A 23,399-nucleotide genomic window follows, 5' to 3' on the forward strand; every position below is an offset into this window, starting at 1 on the left:
TTCCTCTTCCACTACATAGAGATGGCCGGCTTCGCGCCCTTTTCCACCCCTGAATTAAACTTACTTCGCATCCCTTTGAGTTAATATGGCATCGATTAGGCCATATTCCAAGGCTTGCTGTGCACTTAAGAAGTTATCACGCTCTGTATCTTTACAAACCTGCTCATACGTTTTGTCACAATGCTCAGCCATCAAGCGGTTTAATTTCTCTTTGATAGACAGAATTTCGCGGGCATGAATTTCAAAATCTGTGGCCTGGCCCTGGAAACCACCTAATGGCTGGTGGATCATCACACGGGCGTTGGGTAAGCAGTAACGCTTGCCTTTGGTACCGCCAGATAATAAGAAAGCGCCCATGCTGCAAGCCTGACCGACGCAGACTGTGGCGATATTTGGCTTGATGTACTTCATGGTGTCGTAAATAGACATACCCGCAGTGACAGAACCACCCGGTGAGTTGATATAGATATAAATATCTTTTTCCGGGTTCTCTGATTCTAAGAATAACAGCTGAGCGACAATCAGATTGGCCATATGGTCTTCGACCTGGCCAGTTAAAAAAATCACCCGTTCTTTTAATAAACGTGAGTAAATATCAAAAGAGCGCTCACCCTTAGCAGTTTGTTCGATAACGATAGGAACTAAGGCATTCACTAACTCATTCATTCTTGGCTCAAATGCCATAATGCGACTTCCTTCATTGAAAAGAGGGCTGTGTTATAGAGCCTGCGTCATTGATGTTGCAGCGCGCTGTCCACAATGCAGCAGCTTCAAGTACGACGGCTATAAATGAAAATGGCCCGAACTATGATGTTCGAGCCATTAAAACTGCCTGACAAACAGATGTCAAATCTTAGTTTGCAGCTTGTGGATTCATGATCTCATCAAACTTGGCTTTTTCTTCTGTTACTTTCGCTTTAGTCAGAACCAGGTCAATGGCCTGCTCTTCTAAAGCAACATTACGCATGCCTTGTAACAATTCTTTGTTGCTGTTGTAGTACTGGATCACTTCTTGTGGATCTTCATACGCAGAAGCCACAGTTTCAATCAGAGACTGAACACGGGCATCTTCAACTTGCAGGCTGTTTGTTTTGATCACTTCGCCTAATAACAGACCTACTTTCACGCGGTCTTTGGCTTGTTCAGTGAACAGAGCAGCTGGCAGTTCTGGTAATTGTTTTGGATCCAGGTTATTGCCAAAACGCTGTAACGCCTGACGACGTAATACATCGATTTCGCTGTCGATCAGAGCTTGTGGCACTTCAACTTCGTGAGTCGCTAACAAACCTTTGATCACCTGATCTTTTACACGGGCTTTGATGCTGTTGTTCAGCTCGCGCTCCATGTTCTTTTTCACTTCAACTTTTAATGCATCAACAGTCGCTTCAGCTAAACCGAACAGTTTAGCGAACTCATCGTTTACTTCTGGTAATTGTTGAGCTTCAACTGCTTTTACAGTCACAGCAAAGCTAGCTGCTTTGCCTTTTAAGTTTTCAGCATGGTATTCAGCAGGGAAAGTCACTTCTACAGTCACTTCTTCACCGGCTTTTTTGCCGATGATGCCGTCTTCAAAACCTGGGATCATACGACCCTGGCCTAATTCTAACGTGAAGTCAGAAGCTTTGCCGCCTTCAAACTCTTCACCATCGATAGAACCAACGAAGTCGATGATCACGCGATCACCTGAAGCTGCTGCAGCTTCAGTTTTTGCCCATGTTGCATGTTGCTTACGCAAAGTGCCTAACATAGTTTCTAAGTCATCAGCAGTGATTTCAACCACTGGCTTAGTCACTTCAATTTTCTCCAGAGCGTTCAATTGAACTTCCGGATACACTTCGAAGGTGGCTGCGAATTCTAAATCTTTGCCTTCAGCCAGTTGGCCAGGAGCAAAAGTCGGAGCGCCAGCAGGTGTTAATTTGTTCGCAATGATCGCCTGATAAAAATGGTTTTGCATTTGACGTGAAGCCACGTCTTGTAAAACAGACAGACCAAACATTTTTTTGATCATTGCAACAGGCGCTTTACCTGGACGGAAACCGTCAACACGGCGATTTTTCGCGATGTTTCTTAATTCTTTGTCAACTTCAGTGCTGATAGCAGCAGCTGGTACAGTAATGGTCAAACGGCGTTCTAAACCCTGTGTGGTTTCAACAGAAACTTGCATCTTGTTACCTCAAAATCAAATCGGGCGTCTCAATACGCCATCTTTTCGCTTGTCCGGGTTCTGTCTTTACGCACACAATCCAGACCTGTTATATAGGACGCGGCATTATAGCGAGGGTTTTTCGCTGAGTCGAGCTTTTGATAAAACATCAGATTTGACGCGGCTTAGAGGCCTAATTTCACATCATTTTCTTGTTCAGCGCCGAAGTTTTAACAAGAGAAAACAGCAAAGGGCAAGCATCGCTTTTCCAATGATTTTTAGCGTTTTACTCTCGCCTTAGCCCGCTATTTTGTGTAGCAATAGCACAGATAACAAAAACAACAGGACTTTTTATGCCCGATTTCAGCCTTTGGCCTTTGCTTGGCATCGCCGTCGTGATGCTTGGTTTCTTATTAAAGTTTAACCCTGTGCTGGTGGTGACAGTGGCGGCTTTTGCCACTGGCATGGCCGTGAAGATGCCGATTTTGACCTGGCTGGAATCACTGGGCACAGCTTTTATAAAAACCCGTAACTTACCACTTATTTTGTTGTTACCTCTGGCTGTCATTGGTCTTTTGGAGCGCCACGGCCTGCGCGAAAAAGCTCAGGGTTGGATCCAAAACATCAAAGCGGCGACTACAGGGCGTTTGTTGTTGGTCTATCTGGCATTAAGGGAGAGTACAGCAGCTGCGGGCCTAACCAGTTTAGGTGGCCATCCACAAGTGGTGCGGCCCTTACTTTCCCCTATGGCTGAAGCGGCTTTTGAGAAAAAACATTTAACCTTGCCGGATAAAATCAAATTCAAAATCCGCGCTATGTCGGCCGCGACTGACAATATAGGGCTGTTTTTTGGTGAAGATATTTTTGTCGCTTTTGGCGCCATTATTTTAATGCATACCTTTTTACGTGAATCCGGTATTGAAACCGACCCGCTGCAAATTGCGCTTTGGGGTATTCCAACAGCCATAGCTGCTTTTTTAATTCATGGTAGCCGTTTACTAAGATTTGACGCTTATCTGGCACGACAGCTTAAAAATGAACTGAAACAAGTACCTCAGCAGGAGCAGCGCCATGATTAGTATGACTCTGCTGTATTATGTTGCTGCTGTGCTGTTTTTCGCTGTGGCGTTTTTTAGTGCCAAAGATAAAAGATACAGCAGCGCTTTGTTCTGGTTCAGTTATGGCCTGATTTTCTTATTGGGTGATTTGATGCCGCCCGCTTTGGTCGGCGCTTTGGTCGTGCTGATGGCTTTAGTCGCAGGTTTTGGTGGTGTCAAAGGTGGAACCTATCAAACCTTGGCACTACAACAACGACTGGATTCGGTGAAACGCCTTGGCAACAAATTATTTGTCCCGGCTTTGATGATCCCACTTCTAACGGTATTTTCTGTATTGGTTCTGGTGCATATTCAAGGCGATGGCTGGTCTTTACTGGACCAAAATAATGCCACTTTATCGGCTTTAGGTTTAGCGGCCTTTTTAGCCATATTAGCGGCTTTGTATCTGACGCGGGAAAAACCACAACAAGCCCTAAAAGAATCCTCACGTTTAATTGAAGCCATAGGCTGGGCCTTTTTATTACCTCAGTTACTGGCCACTTTAGGTCTGTTATTTAATCAGGCTGGCGTGGGTGAAACCGTATCGCAGTTGACGAGCTTGTATTTAAATTTAAATCATCCGCTGCTGGCTGTGGCTTGTTATGCCATTGGCATGGCCTTATTTACTATCATTATGGGCAACGCTTTTGCCGCATTTCCGGTGATCACTGCTGGTATAGGTATTCCGCTTTTAGTGATCCAGCACGGCGGTAACCCAGCCATAATGGCGGCTATCGGCATGTTTTGTGGCTATTGTGGCACTTTGCTCACCCCTATGGCGGCAAACTTTAATATAGTGCCGGCCGCACTTCTGGAGCTGCCGGATAAAAATGCCGTGATTAAAGCCCAGGCCCCCACAGCAGTGCTGTTGCTTGGGGTCAATATTATCCTGATGTATGTCCTTATGTTCTAACGGAGCAACAATGCAGACTATTTTACTGACCGGCTTTGAGCCTTTCGGCGGCGAACAAAGCAATCCGTCCTGGCAGGCTGCACAGCAACTTGATGGTTATCAACTGGACGATGAAGTGCAGATTGTCAGCCGCCAACTCTCTTGTGTGTTTGAAAAGAGTCAGCATGAACTTGAAACGGCGATAGAAGAATTCAACCCAGTACTGGTGTTGGCTCTGGGTCAGGCTGGTGGTCGTACTGAGCTTTGTTTTGAGAAAGTCGCTATTAATTTTATTGATGCCCGTATTGCTGATAATGCAGGCCAGCAACCGGTGGACAAGCCTGTGGTCAGTGATGGCCCAACTGCTTATTTCACCACTCTGCCAGTTAAAGCCATGGTCAATAGCCTGAGACAACAAGGTATACCCGCAGCTGTGTCTTACACAGCAGGCACTTACGTCTGCAATACAGTGTTTTATGCGCTGATGCACCAGTTGAAAGATAAACCCAAAGTACCGGCTGGTTTTTTACATATTCCTTATGCACCGGAGCAAGCTATCGGCAAAGCTGTGGCTTCAATGCCTGTAGACATGGTGGTACAAGCATTAAAAATCTGTTTGCCTGTGGCGCTTTTAACCACTGAAGATTTACAAATAGCGGCGGGCACGCTCGACTAAATTTCAGCCTAAAGCTTGCCATAAAACGCTCGTATGGTTAAAATTGCGGCGCTTTTTCTACAAAGCCTTAGTCAAAAGCCTATCGGGACGACCCAATAGCGCATCAATAATTCGGGGACGACCCCAACTTCAAAAACTGGAATACCTTATGAACTGGTTATTGCTTGTTGTGGCTGGCTTATTGGAAGTCGGCTGGGCCGTGGGTTTGAAATACACTGAAGGTTTTACCAAGTTCTGGCCCTCTGTCTGGACTCTAGGCGCTATGCTGTTAAGCATTACTATGCTCGGACTTGCGATGCGGGACTTACCTGTAGGTACAGCTTATGCGGTCTGGACCGGTATTGGTGCTGTTGGCACAGTGATAGTCGGCATTTACCTGCTAGGCGACCCGGCAACCGCTGGACGCCTCATTAGTATTGGTTTGATTTTGTTAGGTATTATTGGTTTAAAACTAAGTAGTTAATAAGATTGGGCCACTGCATGTGGCCCTTTTTACATAAAAACAAAAACTACAAGCTAATATGCTGACGCACCCTTTCACCTAAACCAACACCTGCTTCTGACATCGTCAGGTAAGTGTGATCAGCACCAGCGTCTAAAATCGCAGCAGCTTCATCTTTATGCATACTGTGCGATACGATTAAGCCGCTAAAGCCCGCTTGTCCCAGTTTTTTGGTGGCTATCACTTTGGCTTCCACATCATTTAAGCAAAGTACGACAGCTTTAATACCAACCAGTTTTAAGCCTTGCCAAAACACCTGGTCCTCTGCATCGGCAAAGAGTACGTTATTACCTTTTTCCTGATGTTCCGCTACTTTAGATGGATCCGAATCCAGTGCAACCAAATGGCATTTGTGCTCCAAGTATTCATAAGCAGCAGACCCAGTGCGGCCCATACCCATAATCAAGACTTCTGCCTCGCCCAGAGACACAGGTTGCTCATCTGGATGGTGAATATCCCGCTCGTACGGAATAAGCCGGTGTGCCAAACGTTCATACAAAGGGTGAGCAAAGCGGTTTAGCGGGGCTGAAACTACAAAAGATAAAGCCACAGTTAAGGCCAATGGGATCAAAAATTGTGGCATCACACTGGCGGCTACAATCAAAGCAAACTCGCTGTAATTACTCAGGGCTAAACCCGATAAAAACGCACTACGGGCTCTTAACTTGAATAACACCAATAAGGCAAAAAACAGCACAGCTTTGAAAGGCAATAACACTGTCATCAAAGCGGCAAATAACCAGGCTTGCTGATCAGGTAAACCTCCTAAACCAATTTTGAGGAAAAAACCCACCAGGAAAAACTCTTTTAAGCCCCATAAAGTTTTAGACAGCTCCCCTGCTCTGTTGTGCCCAGCAAGCAAAGCACCAAATACCAAAGCCCCTAATTCAGAGCTTAACCCTATAGCAAGAAAACCTGAGCCGCCTATAACCACTGCCAACAGCACACCAAATAAAATTTGTAAGTCATCATGACCTGTTAAATCCATCAGCTTATAAAGCAGAGGTCTTAGCAGAGGCACCAGCAGCACCAGTAAAGCAAAAGGGGATGGCGTGATGCCCTGAGTAAAACTCAAGAGTCCCATCGCAATTAAATCCTGCATAACCAGTATGCCTATGGCAACCCGGCCGTGAAAAGCCCGAATTTCCCTTTTGCCTTCCAGTACTTTAGCGGCCAGTACAGTGCTTGAAAACGCCAAAGCGGCAGCCAGCATCAAGGCGTAATACCAGTCTGGTTCAAAGGTCAGATAAATGATGGGGGTATAGAGCAAGACTGAGCTGGCAAAATGCGCCAGACTGCCGCCTAATACTTCGGGTTTACCCAAACTGCGGATATTAAGTTTTAAACCAACGGTAAACAGCAGCAACAACACACCTAAGTGGGCAACATGGGCAATAATGGCATTGCCTTCTTTGGGTAGGTCCAAATCTGTGGCAGTTGCAGTGATCATAAAGCCAGCAGCCAGATAACCAATCAATGGCGGCAAACCAATTAAGCGCACTAACAAACCTAAGCTAAAGGCAAAACCTATCCATACTGCTTCTAACATAACATTCCTGTATTTAGTGTTTATTACTTGCCTTCATCAGGCTCTGAGTCATGGCTTTTATTTGCTTCTGTTTTTCGGGAGATCCAGTCTTTTGTGGTTCTGTGCACGCCACGACGCAATGCGCTGCTGGCGTTTTCCAGAGTATCTACTCCGGTAAGAACCCCTACGACCACGACAGACAACCAAATCGCCACCTGATAATGGCCCAGACCTGTAGCTACCCCTATGGCTGCCAGCACCCAAATAGTCGCGGCAGATGTCACGCCAACCACTATACCTTCACGAGTCAGCATCACGCCTGCGCCAAGAAAACCTATACCAGTCACCACCTGGCCGATAATACGGCTTGGATCTGTGACCACTTGCCCAACCAAACGGCTGGAGTCAACCACTGAATGCCCCAGCGGTAAGGACAAAGCAACGAATAAATAAGTCCCCATAGTGATCAAAATAGAAGTTCGGATCCCTGCGGGTTTGCCGCGTAGCTGACGTTCCAGACCAACAATACTGCCTGCTAATAAGGTGACACCTATGGCTTGCCAGGATAATGGGCTGATATCAAACCAGGCTGGGTCCAGCATCATAATGCCCCCCCAGCCAATGATTTTTCCGCATTGCGCGCACGGGCAGCTTTCCATTCAGCTTCTGTCATGGGCACAGTTTCACCCAAACTGCGGGCTACCGCTTTACGCTGCTGAATATTAATGGCTATTTGTTGGTACTCTTCTGGCGTTTTTCGGCGCCAGTCGACTATTTCATCCATATGGCGGTAACAACCAACACAAATTTTTTCGTCATTTAGCCTGCAGCAGGCCACACAAGGAGATTCCACTTCAACTCCGGCTTTTATTCTAACTCACTCCAGTGTAACCACTTTTTGATGCAGGCCAAAGTTTTACTCCAAACTAAGGTAATCAGTCGGATAAGTCTGGCTTTTAACCGCAGTTTTGCTGCAGAGACTTTACCCGGCTTTCGCTTTGTGGCAGCGTACGGGCAACCAACAAGAGGTCCACTGATGAAAAACTATAACTACAGTCTGATTGCCCTGGCTTTATGCTCCACTCTGGCCATTGCAGCCGATGATAAAAAACCAAGCTGGAATGTCGATAAACCTACTGGGAAATTCACTGATATCAAAATCAACGTGCAACAAGGCACCTGGATGAATGTCAGTGTCAGTCCTGACGGCAAAACCATTGCCTTTGATTTATTGGGCGATATTTACACCATGCCGATCGGAGGAGGCAAAGCCAAAGCCCTGACTTCAGATATTGGCTGGCAAATGCAGCCGGTATTCAGTCCGGATGGCAAATACATTGCCTTTACCAGCGATCAGGGCGGTGGCGATAATATTTGGGTAATGAAAGCAGATGGCTCGGATCAAAAAGCCGTCACAGAAGAGACCTTCCGTTTATTAAACAGCCCGGCCTGGAGCCCGGATGGCGAATTTATCGTCGCCCGTAAACACTTTACCGCCAGCCGTTCTTTAGGTGCAGGCGAAGTATGGCAATACCATAAATCAGGTGGGGCAGGTGTGATGTTAACCGCCAAAGCCAATGATCAAAAAGACCTCGGAGAGCCGGCCTTTTCACCTGATGGTAACTACATTTATTTTTCTCAGGATGATACGCCGGGCAAAACCTTCCATTACAGCAAAGACTCAGAACAAGGCATTTATGTTATTAAACGTTTTGAGCGTGAAACCGGCAAAATTGATGTGCTGTTGCAAGGTGCTGGTGGCGCTATCCGACCTACACCATCCCCTGATGGTAAATATCTGGCTTATATCCGCCGTGTCGATTTCCAAACCAGCTTATTTTTATACAATTTAGAAAGTGGCGAACACACGCAACTGGATAACCAGCTTGACCGTGATATGCAGGAAACCTGGGCTATTCATGGCGTTTATCCAACCTTAAGCTGGACACCGGATAACAAAAAGCTGGTGTATTGGGCCGGCGGTAAAATCAACAGTCTGGATATTGCCAGCAAAAGCAAAACAGATATTCCGTTTTCTGTTGATCGCAGCAAAACCATACAAACTGCGGTGAAATTCAAACAGGATTTAGACAAAGATCAGCTGGACGTCAAAGTGCTGGGCAACCTGCATATGTCGCCTGATGGTAAAAAAGCTGTGTATTCGGCTTTAGGTCATTTATATATCAAAGACTTAAAATCAGGTTCAGCCAAACGTTTAACCAGCCAGAATGACCACTTTGAGTTTTACCCTCAATTCTCCCGTGATGGCAGCAAGCTGGTGTATGTCAGTTGGCACGACACAGAACAAGGTCGGGTCAAACTGCTGGATTTAGCTTCAGGTCAAAGCCGTGATTTAACCCCTGAACCAGGTAAATACGTTGAACCCACCTTCAGCCCTGATGGCCGCACTGTGGTTTACCGTAAATCCGGGGCTGGCTCTTTACTGGATAAAAAGTGGTCACTAAATACTGGCCTGTATCTGGTCACTGTTAGTGGCGCAGAGCAGCCGAAACTTATCAGCCGCAATGGTTTTGCCCCTATGTTTGGCAAAGACAACAAAAGAGTTTTTGCACAGGATTATGGCGAATCGCCGACACTACTCAGCATAGATTTGGCCACAGAGCAGCAACGCACTTTATACACAGCTAAATACGGCACAGAATTTAAGCTGTCGCCTGATGGCAAGTATTTAGCTTTTGTCGATCGTTTTAAAGTGTACGTGACCCCTTTTACTGAGCGTGGCGCAGTGATAGATATCAGCGGCTCAGACAAGCAATTTCCAGTGAAACAGCTATCGGTTAAGGCTGGCACTGATATCAGCTGGACCTCTGACAGCAGCAGCTTGTACTGGCACTTAGGGCCAGAGTTGTACCACCACAGCATTGCCGGTTTGTTTGACGTCAACAGCAAAGTGAAAGTCGATGCCAAAAACGGCAGCAATATTAGCTTTACTGTGCCTATGGACAAACCACAAGGCCAAATCGCTTTTGTCGGTGGTCAGGTGATTACAATGGAAGGTGACACAGTGCTGCAGGATGCAGTGGTGCTGGTCGAAGGCAATAAAATCAAAGCTGTGGGCACTAAAGAGCAGGTAAAAGTGCCAGCGGGCGCTGAAGTCATCGACATCAGCGGCAAAACTTTATTGCCAGGCTTATTTGATGCTCATGCGCATGGCGCTCAGGGCGTGAATCAGCTGATCCCACAACAAAACTATGCCAACTACGCAAGCCTAGCTTTGGGTGTCACTTCGATTCATGACCCGTCGAATGATACTCAGGAAATATTTACTGCCAGTGAGATGCAAAAAGCAGGCATCACAGTGGGCCCACGGATATTTTCTACTGGTACTATTTTGTATGGTGCTTATGGTGCAGGGTATACCTCGCACATTGACAGCCTGGACGATGCCAAATTCCATCTGGAACGGCTGAAAAAAGTCGGTGCTTTTTCAGTCAAGAGCTACAACCAGCCACGCCGCGATCAGCGTCAACAGGTGATTGAAGCTGCGCGTGAACTTGAGATGATGGTTGTGCCTGAAGGTGGCTCTTTAATGCAGCATAACCTCAGTATGGTGGTAGACGGTCATACCACGCTGGAGCACTCTTTGGCTGCTGCTGTGCTTTATGATGACGTGAAGCAATTATGGCAACAAAGCAACACAGCCTATACCCCAACCTTAGTGGTGGCGTACGGCGGTATCTTTGGTGAAAACTACTGGTACGATAAAACCGACGTATGGAAGCATCCACGCTTAAGCCAGTATGTGCCGGCTGATGAACTGCGTCCACGTAGTATGCGCCGCCCTAAAGCACCGGACCACCACTACAACCATATCTCGATCGCAAAAATGGCGAAAGAGTTATCCGACTTAGGAGTGGTCACTAATATTGGCGCTCACGGCCAGCGTGAAAGTTTAGGCGCTCATTGGGAAATCTGGATGTTTGCGCAAGGGGGCATGAGCCCGCTTGAAGCTTTAAAAACTGCGACTATCAATCCAGCCAAGACTTTTGGCATGGATCACCAGTTAGGTTCCATCAAAGCAGGCAAACTGGCCGACCTGATTATCCTGGATGCCGATCCGCTGAATAATATTCAGGACACTGACAAAGTGAAATACACCATGGTCAATGGCCGTTTGTATGACGCAGAATCGATGAACCAGGTGTATCCTGAGAAAAAACAACGGGCACCTTGGTTTTTTAGTCCAAAAAGCTAAGAGTTGATTAGTTTGAATTGGAAGTATGCGCTCAGTCTTAGCTTCAGTGAAACGGCTTTGCTTGGCTGATATACTTCTTTCCCCCCAAAACCGGCTCCGGCCGGTTTTTTCTTTAAACAAATTGCCATGCTTAGTTTGCTTCTGTAATTTTGACTGCTAGGATCTGAACAGATATTCGCATTTAAGCCCATTTCTTTGTTTTTCCGAGGCTTTTCCTACTATGCATCCAATTTTCATATGGTCGTTGTTATTCGCTTTGCTGATGTTGCTTCCCTGCTCTTTATTGGCCTCCATGCAATTCTCATCTTTGGCACAACAGCATCCAGATGCGCCTTTAATCAGTTACGACATCAAACAAGATCAGAAAGGCTACATCTGGTTTGCCAGTGAGCTGGATGGTCTGCAACGTTTTGATGGGTATGAATTGAGCCACAGGAAGATACTGACAGACAAAGAACTTCAGTCCGCTATGGCCAATGTCAACCAGCTACTAGTCGACAGCCAGCAGCGACTTTGGGTTAGTACCTGGGGTCAGGGTGTGACCTTGTTGGACCAACAACTCACTATCAGCATGCGTTATCACACCAAAGCTAATCCGGCACAACAACTCCCTTCTGACAGAGCTCAGAGTTTTTTTGAAGATCAGCAACAAAGAATATGGATAGGTACAGTAGAAGGACTCCGTTATGTGCATGCGGCAGATCCTTCCAGCTTGCATCAGGTTCAACTCTTGCCTGATTTAAGGGTGTGGCAAGTGATGCAATCCGACGACGGTACTCTGTGGCTGGCAACCTCAAGAGGTTTGTACAGTTTGTCGGAAGATTTAACAGAGTTGCAGCACAAGCCATTGCCTGCGCTCTCAGAGGAAGATGTCAGCCTGAATCCAGCCGAGATCCGCACCCTGGTGTTGGTAGATCAAGGAATTTGGCTTGGTACTCAGCTTGGCTTGTTTTTCTTTAGCTTTGAGCTTGGGCAAGTCACCTCACGTTACCCGGCTGAATTTGGTGTGATCAATACGTTGTTTCAACCAGAACCGGGCCAGCTTTGGGTGGGCAGCGGCGCAGGTTTGTTCAAAATAAACACCGGATTGGCGCAACCTCAAACGCCAGAACACTTTTTGCAAACCGCAGATATCCGTAAGTTTTTTAAAGACCAAACCGGAGTCATTTGGGTAGCAAGCCGCAACAGAGGGGTCTTTAAAGTGAACCCTTTGCCTCAAAATTTCAAGGCAGTACCGCTGCCGCTTAAACCCGGCATGGCAGAAAAAACCTTAAGACGTATTTACAGTCAGACCATTATCGACGACAGGATTTGGCTTGGGGTGGATCATGATCTGGTCAGTTACGATCTCAAACAACAACACTGGCAAACACACCGCTTACCCACCCGTCGCCCCCACAATCAAATTCAGGCCGTAACCCGGGATCATCAAGGGCAGTATTGGGTCGGTACTGATTTGGGGTTGTTTGTATCAGTTGCACCGGAACAAGAATTCAGTCAACAGGCTTTACCTGATGCCATCAGGCAGCTTGCCGGCATCACTTCAGTGGCAGCAGATGCTGATGGTTCGTTATGGCTTGGCATTTGGGAAAAGGGCCTGGTGAAGTGGCCACAACAAAACCCACAAGGACAACTTGAACACTACAGTATTACTTCACAACCAGGCGACGCCGTGATCAGCATTATCAGCGATACCTCAGACAGCATCTGGATGGTGAGTCGCTTCAGTGGTTTGTATAGCTTAGAGCGCAGCACAGGGATGATCACGCGCTACCATAGCGGAGCCAACAGCCTGATACAGCTGCCCAGCGACGTTCTGCTTTGCCTTGAAAAACTCAACGAATACCAGTTATGGGTTTGCACCAATCAGGGGCTGTTTTTTATGGACTTAAAACAAAACCAGAGTGAACTTTATCAGGTGGCTCAGGGACTGCCGGACAACAGAGTGGTGGCCATCAATGCACAAGAGCCAGGTTCAGTCTGGGTCAGTACCAAAAGAGGTCTGGCTGAACTGAATTTAACCAGTAAAACCTTCAGGCGTTTTGCTGAAAAAGCCAATATCAATGCGTTGTTACTGGAAACCAGAGCGCTGAACCGCACTGCGTCAGGCCAATTCTGGTTAGGTACTGCAGCGGGTTTGTATCAATTTACGCCGAGCCTGATGCAGGATTACAAATTTAACGCCCCTATGGTGATCAGCAAACTCAAAGCCGATCAGCAACAATGGCTAGACCCACAAAGTTCAGAGCAGGGTCCAATAGAATTACCAGCTCATACCAAAGAGATCAGCATTCACTTCAGTTTTCTGGAGTATTTTTTCACCGATGGCCACCAGTATGAGTACAGATTCTCCGGCTCAGACCCCGAGTGGAATTACCTAGGTCACCAGCATCAGGTCAGCTTCAACAGATTGCCGCCTGGTCGTTACAGCTTTGAAGTACGAAACAGTCTGGAGCATTCAGAGCAAAGCACTGCCAGACTGCATTTTGTGATCCCAGCACCTTTATGGCAGGACAAGCGCCTCTGGTTGTTTGTTTGTCTGGTTGGCTTGTTATCAGTCTGGCTAATGTGGCAAGTACGGACCCGTAATTTGCATCAACAAAACTCCAGGCTCAACGAACTTGTGAGCCAGCGAACTAAAGATTTGGAGCAAGCGAACTTAGCGCTGAACCAACAGGCCCGCACCGACTTTCTAACAAAGCTGCCTAACCGGTTGGCGTTTTCTGAACAGTTTGAATTACTGCAACGTCAGGCCATACGGCAAAAATCGCCTTTTACTTTAGTGCTGCTGGATATTGATCACTTTAAAGCCATTAATGATACCTATGGCCATGATGCAGGTGATGTGGTTTTGGCAAAAGTGGCGCAAAGTTTAACTCAACGTTTGCGTCAACGGGATGTGCTGGCACGCTGGGGGGGTGAAGAGTTTATTTTATTATTGCCTGAAACCTCAGCAGAAGGTGCCCTTATTGTCTGCGAAGAGCTACGTCAAAGCCTGACGCAAATGAACATTCTGTATGATGAACAGCAGATTTCGGTCACAGCAACTTTGGGCTTGGCTCAACTGGATGACTTGCAACTGGAGCTGATCCGCTGGCAATCCGCCGCGGATCTGGCTTTGTATCAGGGCAAAAGAACAGGTCGCAATAAAGTAGTGCTGTATCAGGCTGATACAGCTCCAGGTTAACTAAGCTAAATAATCGAAAGAAAGCGGGCATATTTAGCCATATTCAGTCGAAGCCATAACTTCTATACTGCTTTTTTCAGTTCTGGAGTGATGTCATGTCGATCGAACCCGCCTTTTTTATTGGTCATGGCAGTCCTATGAATGCGCTGGAACAAAATACTGCAGTGCAGCAATGGCATTCAGTGGTACAAAGTTATACACCCAAAGCCATTCTGATGATTTCTGCTCATTGGTATACCCAAGGCACAGCGGTAACGGCTATGGCCTCCCCCAGAACTATTCATGACTTTTACGGTTTTCCTGAAAAACTGCAGCAGGTGCAATACCCTGCCCCAGGCAGCCCTGAACTAGCAACAGAGATCCAGAAGCTGTTAGCCCCTCATCCGGTGCAACTGGATTTGAACTGGGGTTTGGATCACGGTGCCTGGTCGGTATTGATGCATATGTTTCCACAGGCAGAGGTGCCTGTTGTGCAACTCAGTCTTGATCAGAATTTGAGTCCGGCTGAGCATCTGGAGTTGGCAAAAAAGCTGGCTCCACTTCGCAAGCAAGGTGTGATGATTGTGGGTTCCGGTAATGTGGTGCATAACCTGCGTTTACTGGACTGGCAAAGCACAGAGCCACCTTTGTGGGCAAAACAGTTTAACGCACGGATCAAAGAGCTTTTGCTGACAAAAAACTTTAGTGCCATAGCCCAATATCAGGATATTGCTGAACACGCCAGATTGGCAGTACCACATCCTGACCACTTTTTACCTTTGCTTTATGTGCTTGGCAGCATGCTGGATAGCGATGATCTGAGTCTGTTTAACGATGAGATTGTGTATGGAGCATTGAGTATGTTGTCAGTGCAACTGAACACCAGCAAGCGAGATTAAAACAGCAGATAAGCCTTACTCAAGGTAACGTTTTTTCTGCTGTTGCAGATCATTGATAGCCTGCGACAATTCAGCGCCGCTAAGGCGGTGTTGTTGCATCAACTGCTGCATAGCTTCGGACAATTCTGCACTGCTGTGCTCTGTTACAGGAATTTTTGCCTGACGGTAATAGGTTGTACCAAAATCAATCAAAGCACAAACCAGATACACCAGCAGAAAAACGGCCGGATACTTTATTTTGTGTACCATGTTTTCAGCTCCTGTTCCCATTGCGTCCGCTCTTCTGGCCATAAATTTTTGGTGGTCGCCTCGTCAAACTTATAGCGCTTGTTGGCTTTGAGTTTTAACAACACGGCGCCTGGCAAAGTTTCCAGATCAGCATATTCCAGCTCACCCGCTTTTAATACTTTGGCGTAATCCAGAATTTTAGCGGTGAATTCTTTTGTCAAAGGTGTAGGTGCCATTAATTTAACCTGACACAAGGTATTACGGCATTCGCTGGCAAGAATACGCAACTCGTTATTAGTGGTAGTTACCGCCAAATGCGCTAACAGGTATTCGGTGGCTTCAGCCCAGCCTTCATCTCTGTCCTGTGAGTCCCAGCTTGCATGGTGTTCCAACAAGACTTTTTCTTTAGCCATCAAAGCTCGAATACCTAAATAGGCATGAAGCACTTGGGCAGCTTCCGGACTTTTTTGTTCAAAATCATTAGCTTGATTTAACTGAGATTGGGTCATAGGTTCAGGCAGCAGCATAAATGCCAACCAGGGTTTGGCCTGATAAGCATAAATAGCAGCAACACTAAGTAGCAGGCAGAACAACCACTGTGCAGCAACAGATTGTAAATTGAGCTGAAACTTCAACGCCATACAAACTCCAATCAAAAGGCGGCAAAGTTTAACAGAGCCTGAATCAGTACTAAAGCGGCTTATTTAAATGGCGCGGGAAAATAGTAATAAATCGCATTCTTCAATCAAGGACAGCTTGGTTTTACTTTCCAGAGTAAAACCAAGACGCAAAGCAACCTGCTGTGAACCTTCGTTCTGTGGATGGATCACTGCCACTAATCTTTCCAAACCTAATCCTTGAGCAAACTCAATCACAGCTTGTCCGGCTTCAGTGGCCAGCCCCTTACGCCAAAACTCTGGCAAAAAACGATAACCAAGCTCGGCTTCCTGAATTTCTTCAAGATACTTAATGCCACTAAAACCTATCACCTGCCCCGTTTCCTTCCAGACACAGGCAAAACGGCCATAACCATAAACCTGATAATCCCGCAACGGATGCTGTTGCAAATAATCCAGCACATCCTGTTTCGACTGAGCTGGTTTATTACCGACATAACGTATCACCTCTGGCACTGTCATCAGTTGATACATAGCATCAACATCATCCAGCGTAAAAGCCCGCATTAGTAAACGAGGCGTTTCAAGCACAGCATCCATTGCCATAAGTCTTACCCTTTAGCTTTTTTGCTAAAAGACGGCTTGCCAGATGAGCGTTTAATTTTTTCCACAGCTTTAGCCGCAGGGTTTACCCCAGTGTGACGGGTTAACGCCACCTGACCAGGCTTTTTGCCTGGTACTTTGATGGTACGCAGGAATAGGTCTTCTTTGCCCTCTTCCGGCACCAGACAACCTTTGCTTCTGCCTATCAGGTGTTTTAAGCCCATTTTGACTAAAGCTTCGCGGATCATCGGCCAGCCTTTCGGGTCGTGGTAACGCAGCAAGGCTTTGTGCAAGCGGCGCTGACGTTCACCTTTAGGCACAGGCACTACTTCGGTATTGCCTTTGATATTTTTCAGCGAGTTCATCTCGGTGTGATAGATGGTAGTCGCGTTTGCCATAGGGCTTGGGTAGAAGTTCTGCACCTGATCTAGTTTAAAGTCTCGTTCTTTCAGCCAGAGCGCTAAATTCACCATGTCTTTGTCTGTCGTACCCGGATGCGCAGAAATAAAATACGGGATCAGGTATTGCTCTTTACCGGCCTCGCGGCTGAAACGGTCGAACATTTCTTTAAACTTGTCATAGGCGCCCATGCCTGGTTTCATCATCTTTGACAATGGACCGGTTTCGGTATGCTCTGGGGCTATTTTTAAATAACCACCTACATGGTGCTGCACTAACTCTTTGACGTAGTTTGGATCTTCAACAGCTAAGTCGTAACGGACACCTGAGGCGACCAGAATTTTCTTAATGCCATCCACTTTACGTGCAGCACGGTATAAATCCACAGTCGGGCTTTGGTCTGTGTCCATATGTTCGCAAATAGTCGGATAGACACAAGAAGGCCGGCGGCAGGTTTGTTCCGCTTTTGGGTTTTTACAACGTAGGCGATACATATTGGCGGTTGGGCCACCTAAATCCGAGATCACACCGGTAAAACCCGGCACTTTGTCACGAATTTCTTTAATTTCTTTTAAAATCGATTCCTGCGAACGGCTTTGAATGACGCGGCCTTCGTGTTCAGTAATAGAACAAAAGGAACAGCCACCAAAACAGCCACGCATAATATTGACCGAGGTTTTGATCATCTCATAGGCAGGAATTTTCGCTTTGCCATAGACAGGATGCGGCACACGCTGATAAGGCAGGCCAAACACGCCGTCCATCTCTTCTGTGGTCAACGGGAAAGCAGGAGGATTGACCCATAAATGACGGTCACCATGGCGCTGGTAAATAGCACGGGCACAACCAGGGTTGGTTTCCTGGTGCAAAATACGCGAAGCATGGGCATACAAGGACTTATTCACACTAACCTGCTCAAAAGCCGGCAGTTTGACATAGGTTTTTTCCCACGGCTTTTGGCGTGGCGGCTGCACCAGTATTGGCTTGGCTTCGACTTCAGGCGCTTTGCTTAAATCAATACCCTGCTGCGCAAATTCAGAAAAAGTGCCACAACCCACATCATCAGCACCATAAGGATTCGGCACTGGGTCGATTTTGCCGACTTTATCAATAGCGGTAGAATCGACACCACGCCAGCCAGGCAAAGGCTCTTTGCGGATAACTGCTGTGCCACGGATATCGTGCAATGTATTGATATCTTCGCCGTTGGCAATACGATGCGCTACTTCCACCAGCGGACGTTCGGCGTTGCCGTAGATCAGCATCTCGGCCTTGGCATCAAAAATAATGGAGCGACGAACTTTTTCCTGCCAGTAATCATAATGAGCGATACGGCGCAGGCTGGCCTCAATACCACCTATGATCACAGGCACATCTTTGTAAGCTTCTTTGCAGCGCTGTGAATACACCAGTACCGCACGATCTGGCCTTTTGCCGCCTTCATTGCCTGGTGTATAGGCATCGTCGTGACGTAGTTTTTTATCCGCTGTGTAGCGGTTAATCATTGAATCCATATTGCCAGCAGAGACGCCAAAAAACAGATTGGGTTTGCCAAGTGTCATAAAGGCATCTTTGGACGACCAATCCGGCTGAGCAATCATGCCTACACGAAAGCCCTGACTTTCCAGCATACGGCCAACCACGGCCATACCAAAACTTGGGTGATCGACATAAGCATCACCCACCACCAGAATAATATCGCAGCTGTCCCAGCCCAGTTGCTTCATCTCGGCTCTGCTCATTGGCAAAAATGGTGCAGTACCAAAGGACTCAGCCCAGTATTTAGGATAAGAAAACAATCCCCGCTCGGCCGCCATGCGGTCCACTGCTGCGGATTTTCTTAAAGGGACCTGATTCATTTGCATCTGTTGTATCGCTCGGTTTTGCCTGCCAAAAATGGCCGCGCATTATACTTGACTCAGTTGGAGAATACTAACCCAAAGCTGAACTGCTTTAGCCCTTTTATCGATTAAAATTTAGCCGAAAGCAAGTTACCACGCCAATACCTGCTGAACCCGCTGCTGCGCCTTTCTGTTTTACTTTGTGGCAGGCATTAGCCTGAATTGCAAAAGCTGCAGATCAAACCACTAACATTTAGAACCAATTTGTTACTTGGTAACATAATAAAATCGATATCAAATAGAAGCTTGGCTACCATATGATGTTTTTTATCGCACTTTTTTCATCAAACCATGTTTACTTTTTAATCATCATGGTACAAAGTAACATCAGAGCTTGACATATGTGGTAGTAATGAAAGCTTTGAACAGGAAGAGCAGGGTCAATACCTCATGGCTTAGTCAGTGTTTATTTGACTGCCGTGTTGCATAAATTAAAACAAGAACAGAAGAGACTTAAACTATGTCTGAATTAAACAGCACTAACGATCATAATCACAGCACTAAAAAAGCCAGACTTAGTCTGGCGGTGACAGCTGCATTGCTGGGCATGAGCCCAGCCTGGCTGGTTGCGCAAGATTTGCCAAAAAATGACAGCGGTGTCATTAATGAAACCCAAGCTGATCCAGTAGAGGTCATAGAGGTAAAAGGCATCCGTGGCAGTATCATGACGGCCCAGGACCTGAAGCGTTTTGCCGATACAGTCAAAGACGTGATCACTGCAACAGACATAGGTGCACTGCCTGATAAATCAGTCACTGAAGCATTGCAACGCGTTCCTGGTGTCACCATTGAACGTTTTGCGTCTTCTGATGACCCAAAACACTATGCTGATGAGGGAACAGGTGTATTGGTTCGTGGTCTGGATCGTGTGCGCTCTGAAGTAAACGGCCGCGGTGCTTTTAGTGCAAACCCTTGGGGTGGTTTGAGCTATGAAGACTTTCCAGCTGAGCTACTGGGTTCAGTAGAAGTGGTTAAAAACCAAACGGCAGATCTGATCTCAGGTGGCATAGCCGGCACTGTAAACCTCATCACCCGCAAACCTTTTGATTCAAGTAAACGCGTGGTTGCCTTTAGCACAAAAGCCAATTACGGCGATTTCCGCGAAGAGGTGACTCCTTCGTTTTCTGGCCTTTTCTCTGATAGCTGGGAAACCCAAGCTGGTAAGTTTGGTTTCCTGATCGCAGCCTCCAAATCCGAATACAAATCCAGAGGGGACGGTGTTGGTTTAGGTAATTTCCATTCCCGTGGTGACTCCTTTATCCCTACAACGGATCAGTGGGGCGGTATTACAGGTGTAGACCCAAGCTCCCCTGTAGATGGTCCAGGCCTGCCGGGTCAGCCTGCAGGCAGTGTCTGGCATGTGCCAGTGGCAATCCACATGAGTACTGCAGATAATGACCGGGAACGCACTGGCTTCACCTCTTCTTTGCAGTGGGCCAACGTCGACGACACCATAGTTGCCACCTTAGAACATATTAACTCTGACGCATCTTTAGAATGGAATGAACGTCAAATTGGCCAGGCTGCTCAGGGATTCAGAGGCTTTATGGGCTCCTCACAAAACTGGAGAGACGATACTGCCAATGGTCACCCTTTAACCACTGAAAATGGCTATGTCACCTCTGGTATTGCCCTTGGTGTTAGTCCGGAAACTCCATTCTTTTATCGCAGTCGTTGGAACTACAACGAAAATACAGTGGAAGACACTTCTCTGAATCTGAAAATAAAAGCAACAGATCGTTTAAAACTTGAACTCGATTATCAGCGTATTGATTCGGAAAAAGTGGTACACAACTACAGCATGTCTGGTCAAACCCGTGGTAACCATGTGCATGTGGTATCCCCATATTTCCTCGATATGCGTGGCGAGCGTCCTACAGTAGAGTTTCTGAGCGATAATATTCTGACTCCAGGCTGGTCGCCAAATAGTGACTGGAATGGACCTGTGCCTAACCTGTTTCTTGGCAGTGGTATGGAGCAGGAAGAGCACAATACCGCGGAAGCTGACAGCTTTAAATTTGATGCAAGTTATGAACTGGACGGAGTTTTCTCCAGCATCAAAGCAGGTGTTTATTACACGGATAAAGACCTGACTGTTCGTGACACTGCATATGAAGGCTGGTCAGCCATCGGCACACCGTGGGACATGAATGATCGTAACGCCGCTGCTGCAGTCAACAGACCTGAGTTATTTGAGCGTGTTGATTTTTCTGACTACTACAATGGCCAGGTTCTTGTTGGCAATGTAAACAACTTCTTATTCCCCAAAATGGATCTGGTGAAAAACTATGCTGATTCATTGCGTCAGGGCTGTAAAGATGGATGGCACAACGCCACGTTAAGTGCTGCCAATAATGGGGTTTGTACCGGTACTTATGTCCCTTATGCCGATAAACCTAACCGTGTTGAAGGGCCTTTTGCGGCACATAACATCAGTTCTTCGAATGAGCAACGCACAGAGTTTTATCTGCGTGGTGATTTTGAGCTTGCTGATCTGGAAATCCCTGTCAAAGGTAATGTGGGTTTGCGCTACGTCAATTACCAATTGCAGTCGACAGGAGCCTTTGTACAACCATCGACGACAAAACGTGGCGAGCCTGGTTCCTCTTTGAATACTGTAATGCAACAAGCTGAATATAAAGATTATTACGATCTTGCTTCTGGTGAATCGCAATTAAGCACAGTAGACGGCACAGACTTCAGCACTGTATTGCCAAGCCTGAATCTGAGTTTTGAACTGGCAGACGATTTGGTGATGCGTTTCGGCGCTTCCAAAGGTTTGTATTACCCAAGTCTAGTGGATGCGCGCAATATCAGTCTGCTGGATTTGGATTATACCCGCCGCCTGCAAACTCCGGGCGCAGATCAGGATGAAGTGAATAACCCAGTGGTTGCACTTGATGATATAGAAGTGACTGCTTTAGCAGGTAACCCTTATCTGGAACCTGAGAAATCCGTCAATCTGGATTTAACTGCCGAGTGGTACTTCGCCGATGCAGGTTTTGTCAATGTGGGCCTGTTCCACAAAAAGCTGGATAACATTATCCGTAACAGACAATTTGATCTGGATGTGACCTACAATGGAGTGGATTACGATGTATCGGCTTATGGTCCGGCGAACACCGGTTCAGGCACTATTCGTGGTGCGGAATTCTCCTACTCTCAATTCTACGATATGTTGCCGGGAGCTTGGCGCGGTTTAGGTTTGCAGTTTAACTACACTTACATCGACCAAAGTGGTCTGGAAGATCCAAATGAAATTTCAGAAGGCACTTTAGGCTTTGATGAAAATGGTAATCCAATTGCAGACAATCGCAATACCTTCCGTGTATTCAGTGGTTTGCCGCTGCAAGGCTATTCAGATCAGAATATGAACATAGTCGGTATGTATGAGTACGAAGCTATTTCATTCCGTCTGGCTTATACCTGGCGCTCTGAATATCTGTTAACACTGCGTGAATCTGAAGAATATGTACCAGCCTTTGCCAAAGCTTCAGGCATGATGGATGCCAGCTTGTATTACAGCATTAACGACAACTGGAAAGTAGGTATAGAAGGCAGTAACTTGCTCAACACTGAAACCAAAACCCAGTATCAAATGAATCAGGCTGGAGACAGAACCGATGCATTGAGTTTCACGACTGACCGTCGTTATGCCATAAGCGTCCGGGCAATTTTCTGATTTATCAGGGTAAAATAACACCTTATAACTGACATAAATAGCTGTGAAAAAAACCGCGTCGTAGCAATACCACGCGGTTTTTTATTTGCTTTGACGCTAATAAAGCCCGATTTGAACCTCAAGCTATTTTTCTAATACATCACAATAGTGATGACACCCAGCAGCATAAAGATGGCGCAGGCCACACGGCGCGCCCAGTCCAACGAAATACGTTCCAGCAACCAGCTGCCTGCATAAACCACTGGCACATTGGCTGCCAGCATGCCGATGGTGGTACCAAAAATGACCTGCCAGGTTTCTGGATAAGTGGCTGCCAATAGCACAGTAGCTACTTGTGTTTTATCGCCAATTTCTGCGAGGAAAAACAAAATACAGCTGGCAAAAAAGGCACCGTATTTTAAAACGCTGACTTCTTCGCTGTCGTCTTTATCCGGAATAAGTAACCATAAGGCCACGGCAATAAAAGAGCCCCCTAACAACCAGGCATGCCAACCTTCAGGTATAAACTGCGCCACCCAGGCACCAAACCAGGCCGATGCGGCATGATTTAATAAAGTAGCTACCAGAATACCGGCAATAATAGCGCCACGGGAGCGAAAGCGGGCCGCGAGGAATAAAGACAAAAGCTGAGTTTTATCGCCGATCTCTGCAACAGCAACAGAAGCGAAAGAGGCAACAAAGGCATCAAAAAACATAAACTGCACCTGGCGGGAAAACTAAACATAAGACAACAGACCAACTCCCGCCTGGGGTTAGTACGTTGTCTTAGGTCTCATTAATACCTGATCAAGCTTGATCAACGGGACGTTGTTGCCATGTACAGTGAGGTACAAGTATGTTGACAACAACA

The 23,399-nt window shown here is 46.7% G+C and carries 18 protein-coding genes; 8 read left to right on the forward strand and 10 right to left on the reverse strand.

From position 1 onward, the window contains the following. Positions 1–60: 60 nt before the first annotated feature. Both clpP and tig read right to left on the reverse strand, forming a co-directional pair. A complete protein-coding gene (clpP, locus tag LSG37_RS03145) occupies positions 61–684 on the reverse strand; it encodes an ATP-dependent Clp endopeptidase proteolytic subunit ClpP (RefSeq protein ID WP_301331808.1) in 624 nt (207 codons plus the stop codon). Between the two features lie 169 nt (positions 685–853). Continuing rightward, entirely contained in the window at positions 854–2,164 is a 1,311-nt protein-coding gene (gene tig, locus LSG37_RS03150; protein ID WP_233078399.1) for a trigger factor, read from the reverse strand. Positions 2,165–2,496: 332 nt separating this feature from the next. On the opposite strand from tig, the gene LSG37_RS03155 reads away from it, so the two are divergent. The 4 genes from LSG37_RS03155 (at position 2,497) to sugE (ending at position 5,271) form a co-directional block, all read left to right on the forward strand. Next, entirely contained in the window at positions 2,497–3,222 is a 726-nt protein-coding gene (locus LSG37_RS03155) for a DUF969 domain-containing protein (protein ID WP_233078400.1), read from the forward strand. Next, a complete protein-coding gene (locus tag LSG37_RS03160) occupies positions 3,215–4,153 on the forward strand; it encodes a DUF979 domain-containing protein (RefSeq protein WP_233078401.1) in 939 nt (312 codons plus the stop codon). The genes LSG37_RS03155 and LSG37_RS03160 overlap by 8 nt, the downstream gene beginning before the upstream one ends. Positions 4,154–4,163: 10 nt before the next feature. Then, complete coding sequence (gene pcp / locus LSG37_RS03165) at positions 4,164–4,808, forward strand: pyroglutamyl-peptidase I (protein ID WP_233078402.1); 645 nt, start codon at positions 4,164–4,166, stop codon at positions 4,806–4,808. A 148-nt stretch (positions 4,809–4,956) separates the two neighbouring features. Continuing rightward, positions 4,957–5,271, forward strand: coding sequence for a quaternary ammonium compound efflux SMR transporter SugE (gene sugE / locus LSG37_RS03170; RefSeq protein WP_053423655.1), 315 nt, complete (start codon positions 4,957–4,959; stop codon positions 5,269–5,271). 46 nt (positions 5,272–5,317) lie between these two features. Here sugE and LSG37_RS03175 read toward each other — a convergent pair whose 3' ends face one another. From LSG37_RS03175 to LSG37_RS03185, 3 genes are read right to left on the reverse strand one after another with little or no spacing between them, the layout of a single operon-like run. After that, positions 5,318–6,859, reverse strand: coding sequence for a cation:proton antiporter family protein (locus LSG37_RS03175; RefSeq protein ID WP_233078403.1), 1,542 nt, complete (start codon positions 6,857–6,859; stop codon positions 5,318–5,320). A 23-nt stretch (positions 6,860–6,882) separates the two neighbouring features. Beyond that, positions 6,883–7,443 carry an MgtC/SapB family protein gene (locus LSG37_RS03180; protein ID WP_233078404.1) on the reverse strand — a complete coding sequence of 187 codons (561 nt, stop codon included), beginning with the start codon at positions 7,441–7,443 and terminating at the stop codon, positions 6,883–6,885. Then, a complete protein-coding gene (locus tag LSG37_RS03185; protein WP_233078405.1) occupies positions 7,440–7,691 on the reverse strand; it encodes a DUF1289 domain-containing protein in 252 nt (83 codons plus the stop codon). Before LSG37_RS03185 ends, LSG37_RS03180 begins: the two co-directional genes overlap by 4 nt. 183 nt (positions 7,692–7,874) lie before the next feature. Between LSG37_RS03185 and LSG37_RS03190 the strand changes: the two genes are divergently transcribed. From LSG37_RS03190 to ygiD, 3 genes are all read left to right on the forward strand, one after another. Further along, positions 7,875–11,054, forward strand: coding sequence for an amidohydrolase family protein (locus tag LSG37_RS03190; protein ID WP_233078406.1), 3,180 nt, complete (start codon positions 7,875–7,877; stop codon positions 11,052–11,054). 220 nt (positions 11,055–11,274) lie between these two features. Continuing rightward, a complete protein-coding gene (locus tag LSG37_RS03195; protein ID WP_233078407.1) occupies positions 11,275–14,241 on the forward strand; it encodes a ligand-binding sensor domain-containing diguanylate cyclase in 2,967 nt (988 codons plus the stop codon). A gap of 95 nt (positions 14,242–14,336) precedes the next feature. Then, a complete protein-coding gene (ygiD, locus tag LSG37_RS03200) occupies positions 14,337–15,119 on the forward strand; it encodes a 4,5-DOPA-extradiol-dioxygenase (RefSeq protein ID WP_233078408.1) in 783 nt (260 codons plus the stop codon). 15 nt (positions 15,120–15,134) lie between these two features. On the opposite strand, the gene LSG37_RS03205 is transcribed toward ygiD, so the two are convergent. From LSG37_RS03205 to LSG37_RS03220, 4 genes are all read right to left on the reverse strand, one after another. Then, complete coding sequence (locus tag LSG37_RS03205) at positions 15,135–15,368, reverse strand: hypothetical protein (protein WP_233078409.1); 234 nt, start codon at positions 15,366–15,368, stop codon at positions 15,135–15,137. Beyond that, positions 15,353–15,988, reverse strand: coding sequence for a hypothetical protein (locus tag LSG37_RS03210; RefSeq protein ID WP_233078410.1), 636 nt, complete (start codon positions 15,986–15,988; stop codon positions 15,353–15,355). The genes LSG37_RS03205 and LSG37_RS03210 overlap by 16 nt, the downstream gene beginning before the upstream one ends. Before the next feature lie 63 nt (positions 15,989–16,051). Continuing rightward, the gene (locus tag LSG37_RS03215) at positions 16,052–16,570 is read right to left on the reverse strand and encodes a GNAT family N-acetyltransferase (protein WP_233078411.1); all 519 of its coding nucleotides are present in this window, start codon (positions 16,568–16,570) and stop codon (positions 16,052–16,054) included. A 5-nt stretch (positions 16,571–16,575) separates the two neighbouring features. Next, positions 16,576–18,783 carry a YgiQ family radical SAM protein gene (locus tag LSG37_RS03220; protein ID WP_233078442.1) on the reverse strand — a complete coding sequence of 736 codons (2,208 nt, stop codon included), beginning with the start codon at positions 18,781–18,783 and terminating at the stop codon, positions 16,576–16,578. A gap of 544 nt (positions 18,784–19,327) precedes the next feature. Here LSG37_RS03220 and LSG37_RS03225 point away from each other — a divergent pair. Further along, positions 19,328–22,549 carry a TonB-dependent receptor gene (locus tag LSG37_RS03225; RefSeq protein WP_233078412.1) on the forward strand — a complete coding sequence of 1,074 codons (3,222 nt, stop codon included), beginning with the start codon at positions 19,328–19,330 and terminating at the stop codon, positions 22,547–22,549. A 131-nt stretch (positions 22,550–22,680) separates the two neighbouring features. Here LSG37_RS03225 and LSG37_RS03230 read toward each other — a convergent pair whose 3' ends face one another. Then, positions 22,681–23,244, reverse strand: coding sequence for a TMEM165/GDT1 family protein (locus LSG37_RS03230; protein WP_233078413.1), 564 nt, complete (start codon positions 23,242–23,244; stop codon positions 22,681–22,683). Between the last annotated feature and the right edge of the window lie 155 nt (positions 23,245–23,399).

This window comes from Rheinheimera soli (assembly GCF_021290985.1).
GTDB lineage: Bacteria > Pseudomonadota > Gammaproteobacteria > Enterobacterales > Alteromonadaceae > Pararheinheimera > Pararheinheimera soli.

Excerpts from the sequence above, each read along its gene's own strand:
- clpP (WP_301331808.1), bottom strand. The coding sequence starts at position 684 with ATGGCATTTGAGCCAAGAATGAATGAGTTAGTGAATGCCTTAGTTCCT.
- tig (WP_233078399.1), bottom strand. The coding sequence starts at position 2,164 with ATGCAAGTTTCTGTTGAAACCACACAGGGTTTAGAACGCCGTTTGACC.
- LSG37_RS03155 (WP_233078400.1), top strand. The coding sequence starts at position 2,497 with ATGCCCGATTTCAGCCTTTGGCCTTTGCTTGGCATCGCCGTCGTGATG.
- LSG37_RS03160 (WP_233078401.1), top strand. The coding sequence starts at position 3,215 with ATGATTAGTATGACTCTGCTGTATTATGTTGCTGCTGTGCTGTTTTTC.
- pcp (WP_233078402.1), top strand. The coding sequence starts at position 4,164 with ATGCAGACTATTTTACTGACCGGCTTTGAGCCTTTCGGCGGCGAACAA.
- sugE (WP_053423655.1), top strand. The coding sequence starts at position 4,957 with ATGAACTGGTTATTGCTTGTTGTGGCTGGCTTATTGGAAGTCGGCTGG.
- LSG37_RS03175 (WP_233078403.1), bottom strand. The coding sequence starts at position 6,859 with ATGTTAGAAGCAGTATGGATAGGTTTTGCCTTTAGCTTAGGTTTGTTA.
- LSG37_RS03180 (WP_233078404.1), bottom strand. The coding sequence starts at position 7,443 with ATGATGCTGGACCCAGCCTGGTTTGATATCAGCCCATTATCCTGGCAA.
- LSG37_RS03190 (WP_233078406.1), top strand. The coding sequence starts at position 7,875 with ATGAAAAACTATAACTACAGTCTGATTGCCCTGGCTTTATGCTCCACT.
- LSG37_RS03195 (WP_233078407.1), top strand. The coding sequence starts at position 11,275 with ATGCATCCAATTTTCATATGGTCGTTGTTATTCGCTTTGCTGATGTTG.
- ygiD (WP_233078408.1), top strand. The coding sequence starts at position 14,337 with ATGTCGATCGAACCCGCCTTTTTTATTGGTCATGGCAGTCCTATGAAT.
- LSG37_RS03205 (WP_233078409.1), bottom strand. The coding sequence starts at position 15,368 with ATGGTACACAAAATAAAGTATCCGGCCGTTTTTCTGCTGGTGTATCTG.
- LSG37_RS03210 (WP_233078410.1), bottom strand. The coding sequence starts at position 15,988 with ATGGCGTTGAAGTTTCAGCTCAATTTACAATCTGTTGCTGCACAGTGG.
- LSG37_RS03215 (WP_233078411.1), bottom strand. The coding sequence starts at position 16,570 with ATGGCAATGGATGCTGTGCTTGAAACGCCTCGTTTACTAATGCGGGCT.
- LSG37_RS03220 (WP_233078442.1), bottom strand. The coding sequence starts at position 18,783 with ATGGCGGCCGAGCGGGGATTGTTTTCTTATCCTAAATACTGGGCTGAG.
- LSG37_RS03225 (WP_233078412.1), top strand. The coding sequence starts at position 19,328 with ATGTCTGAATTAAACAGCACTAACGATCATAATCACAGCACTAAAAAA.
- LSG37_RS03230 (WP_233078413.1), bottom strand. The coding sequence starts at position 23,244 with ATGTTTTTTGATGCCTTTGTTGCCTCTTTCGCTTCTGTTGCTGTTGCA.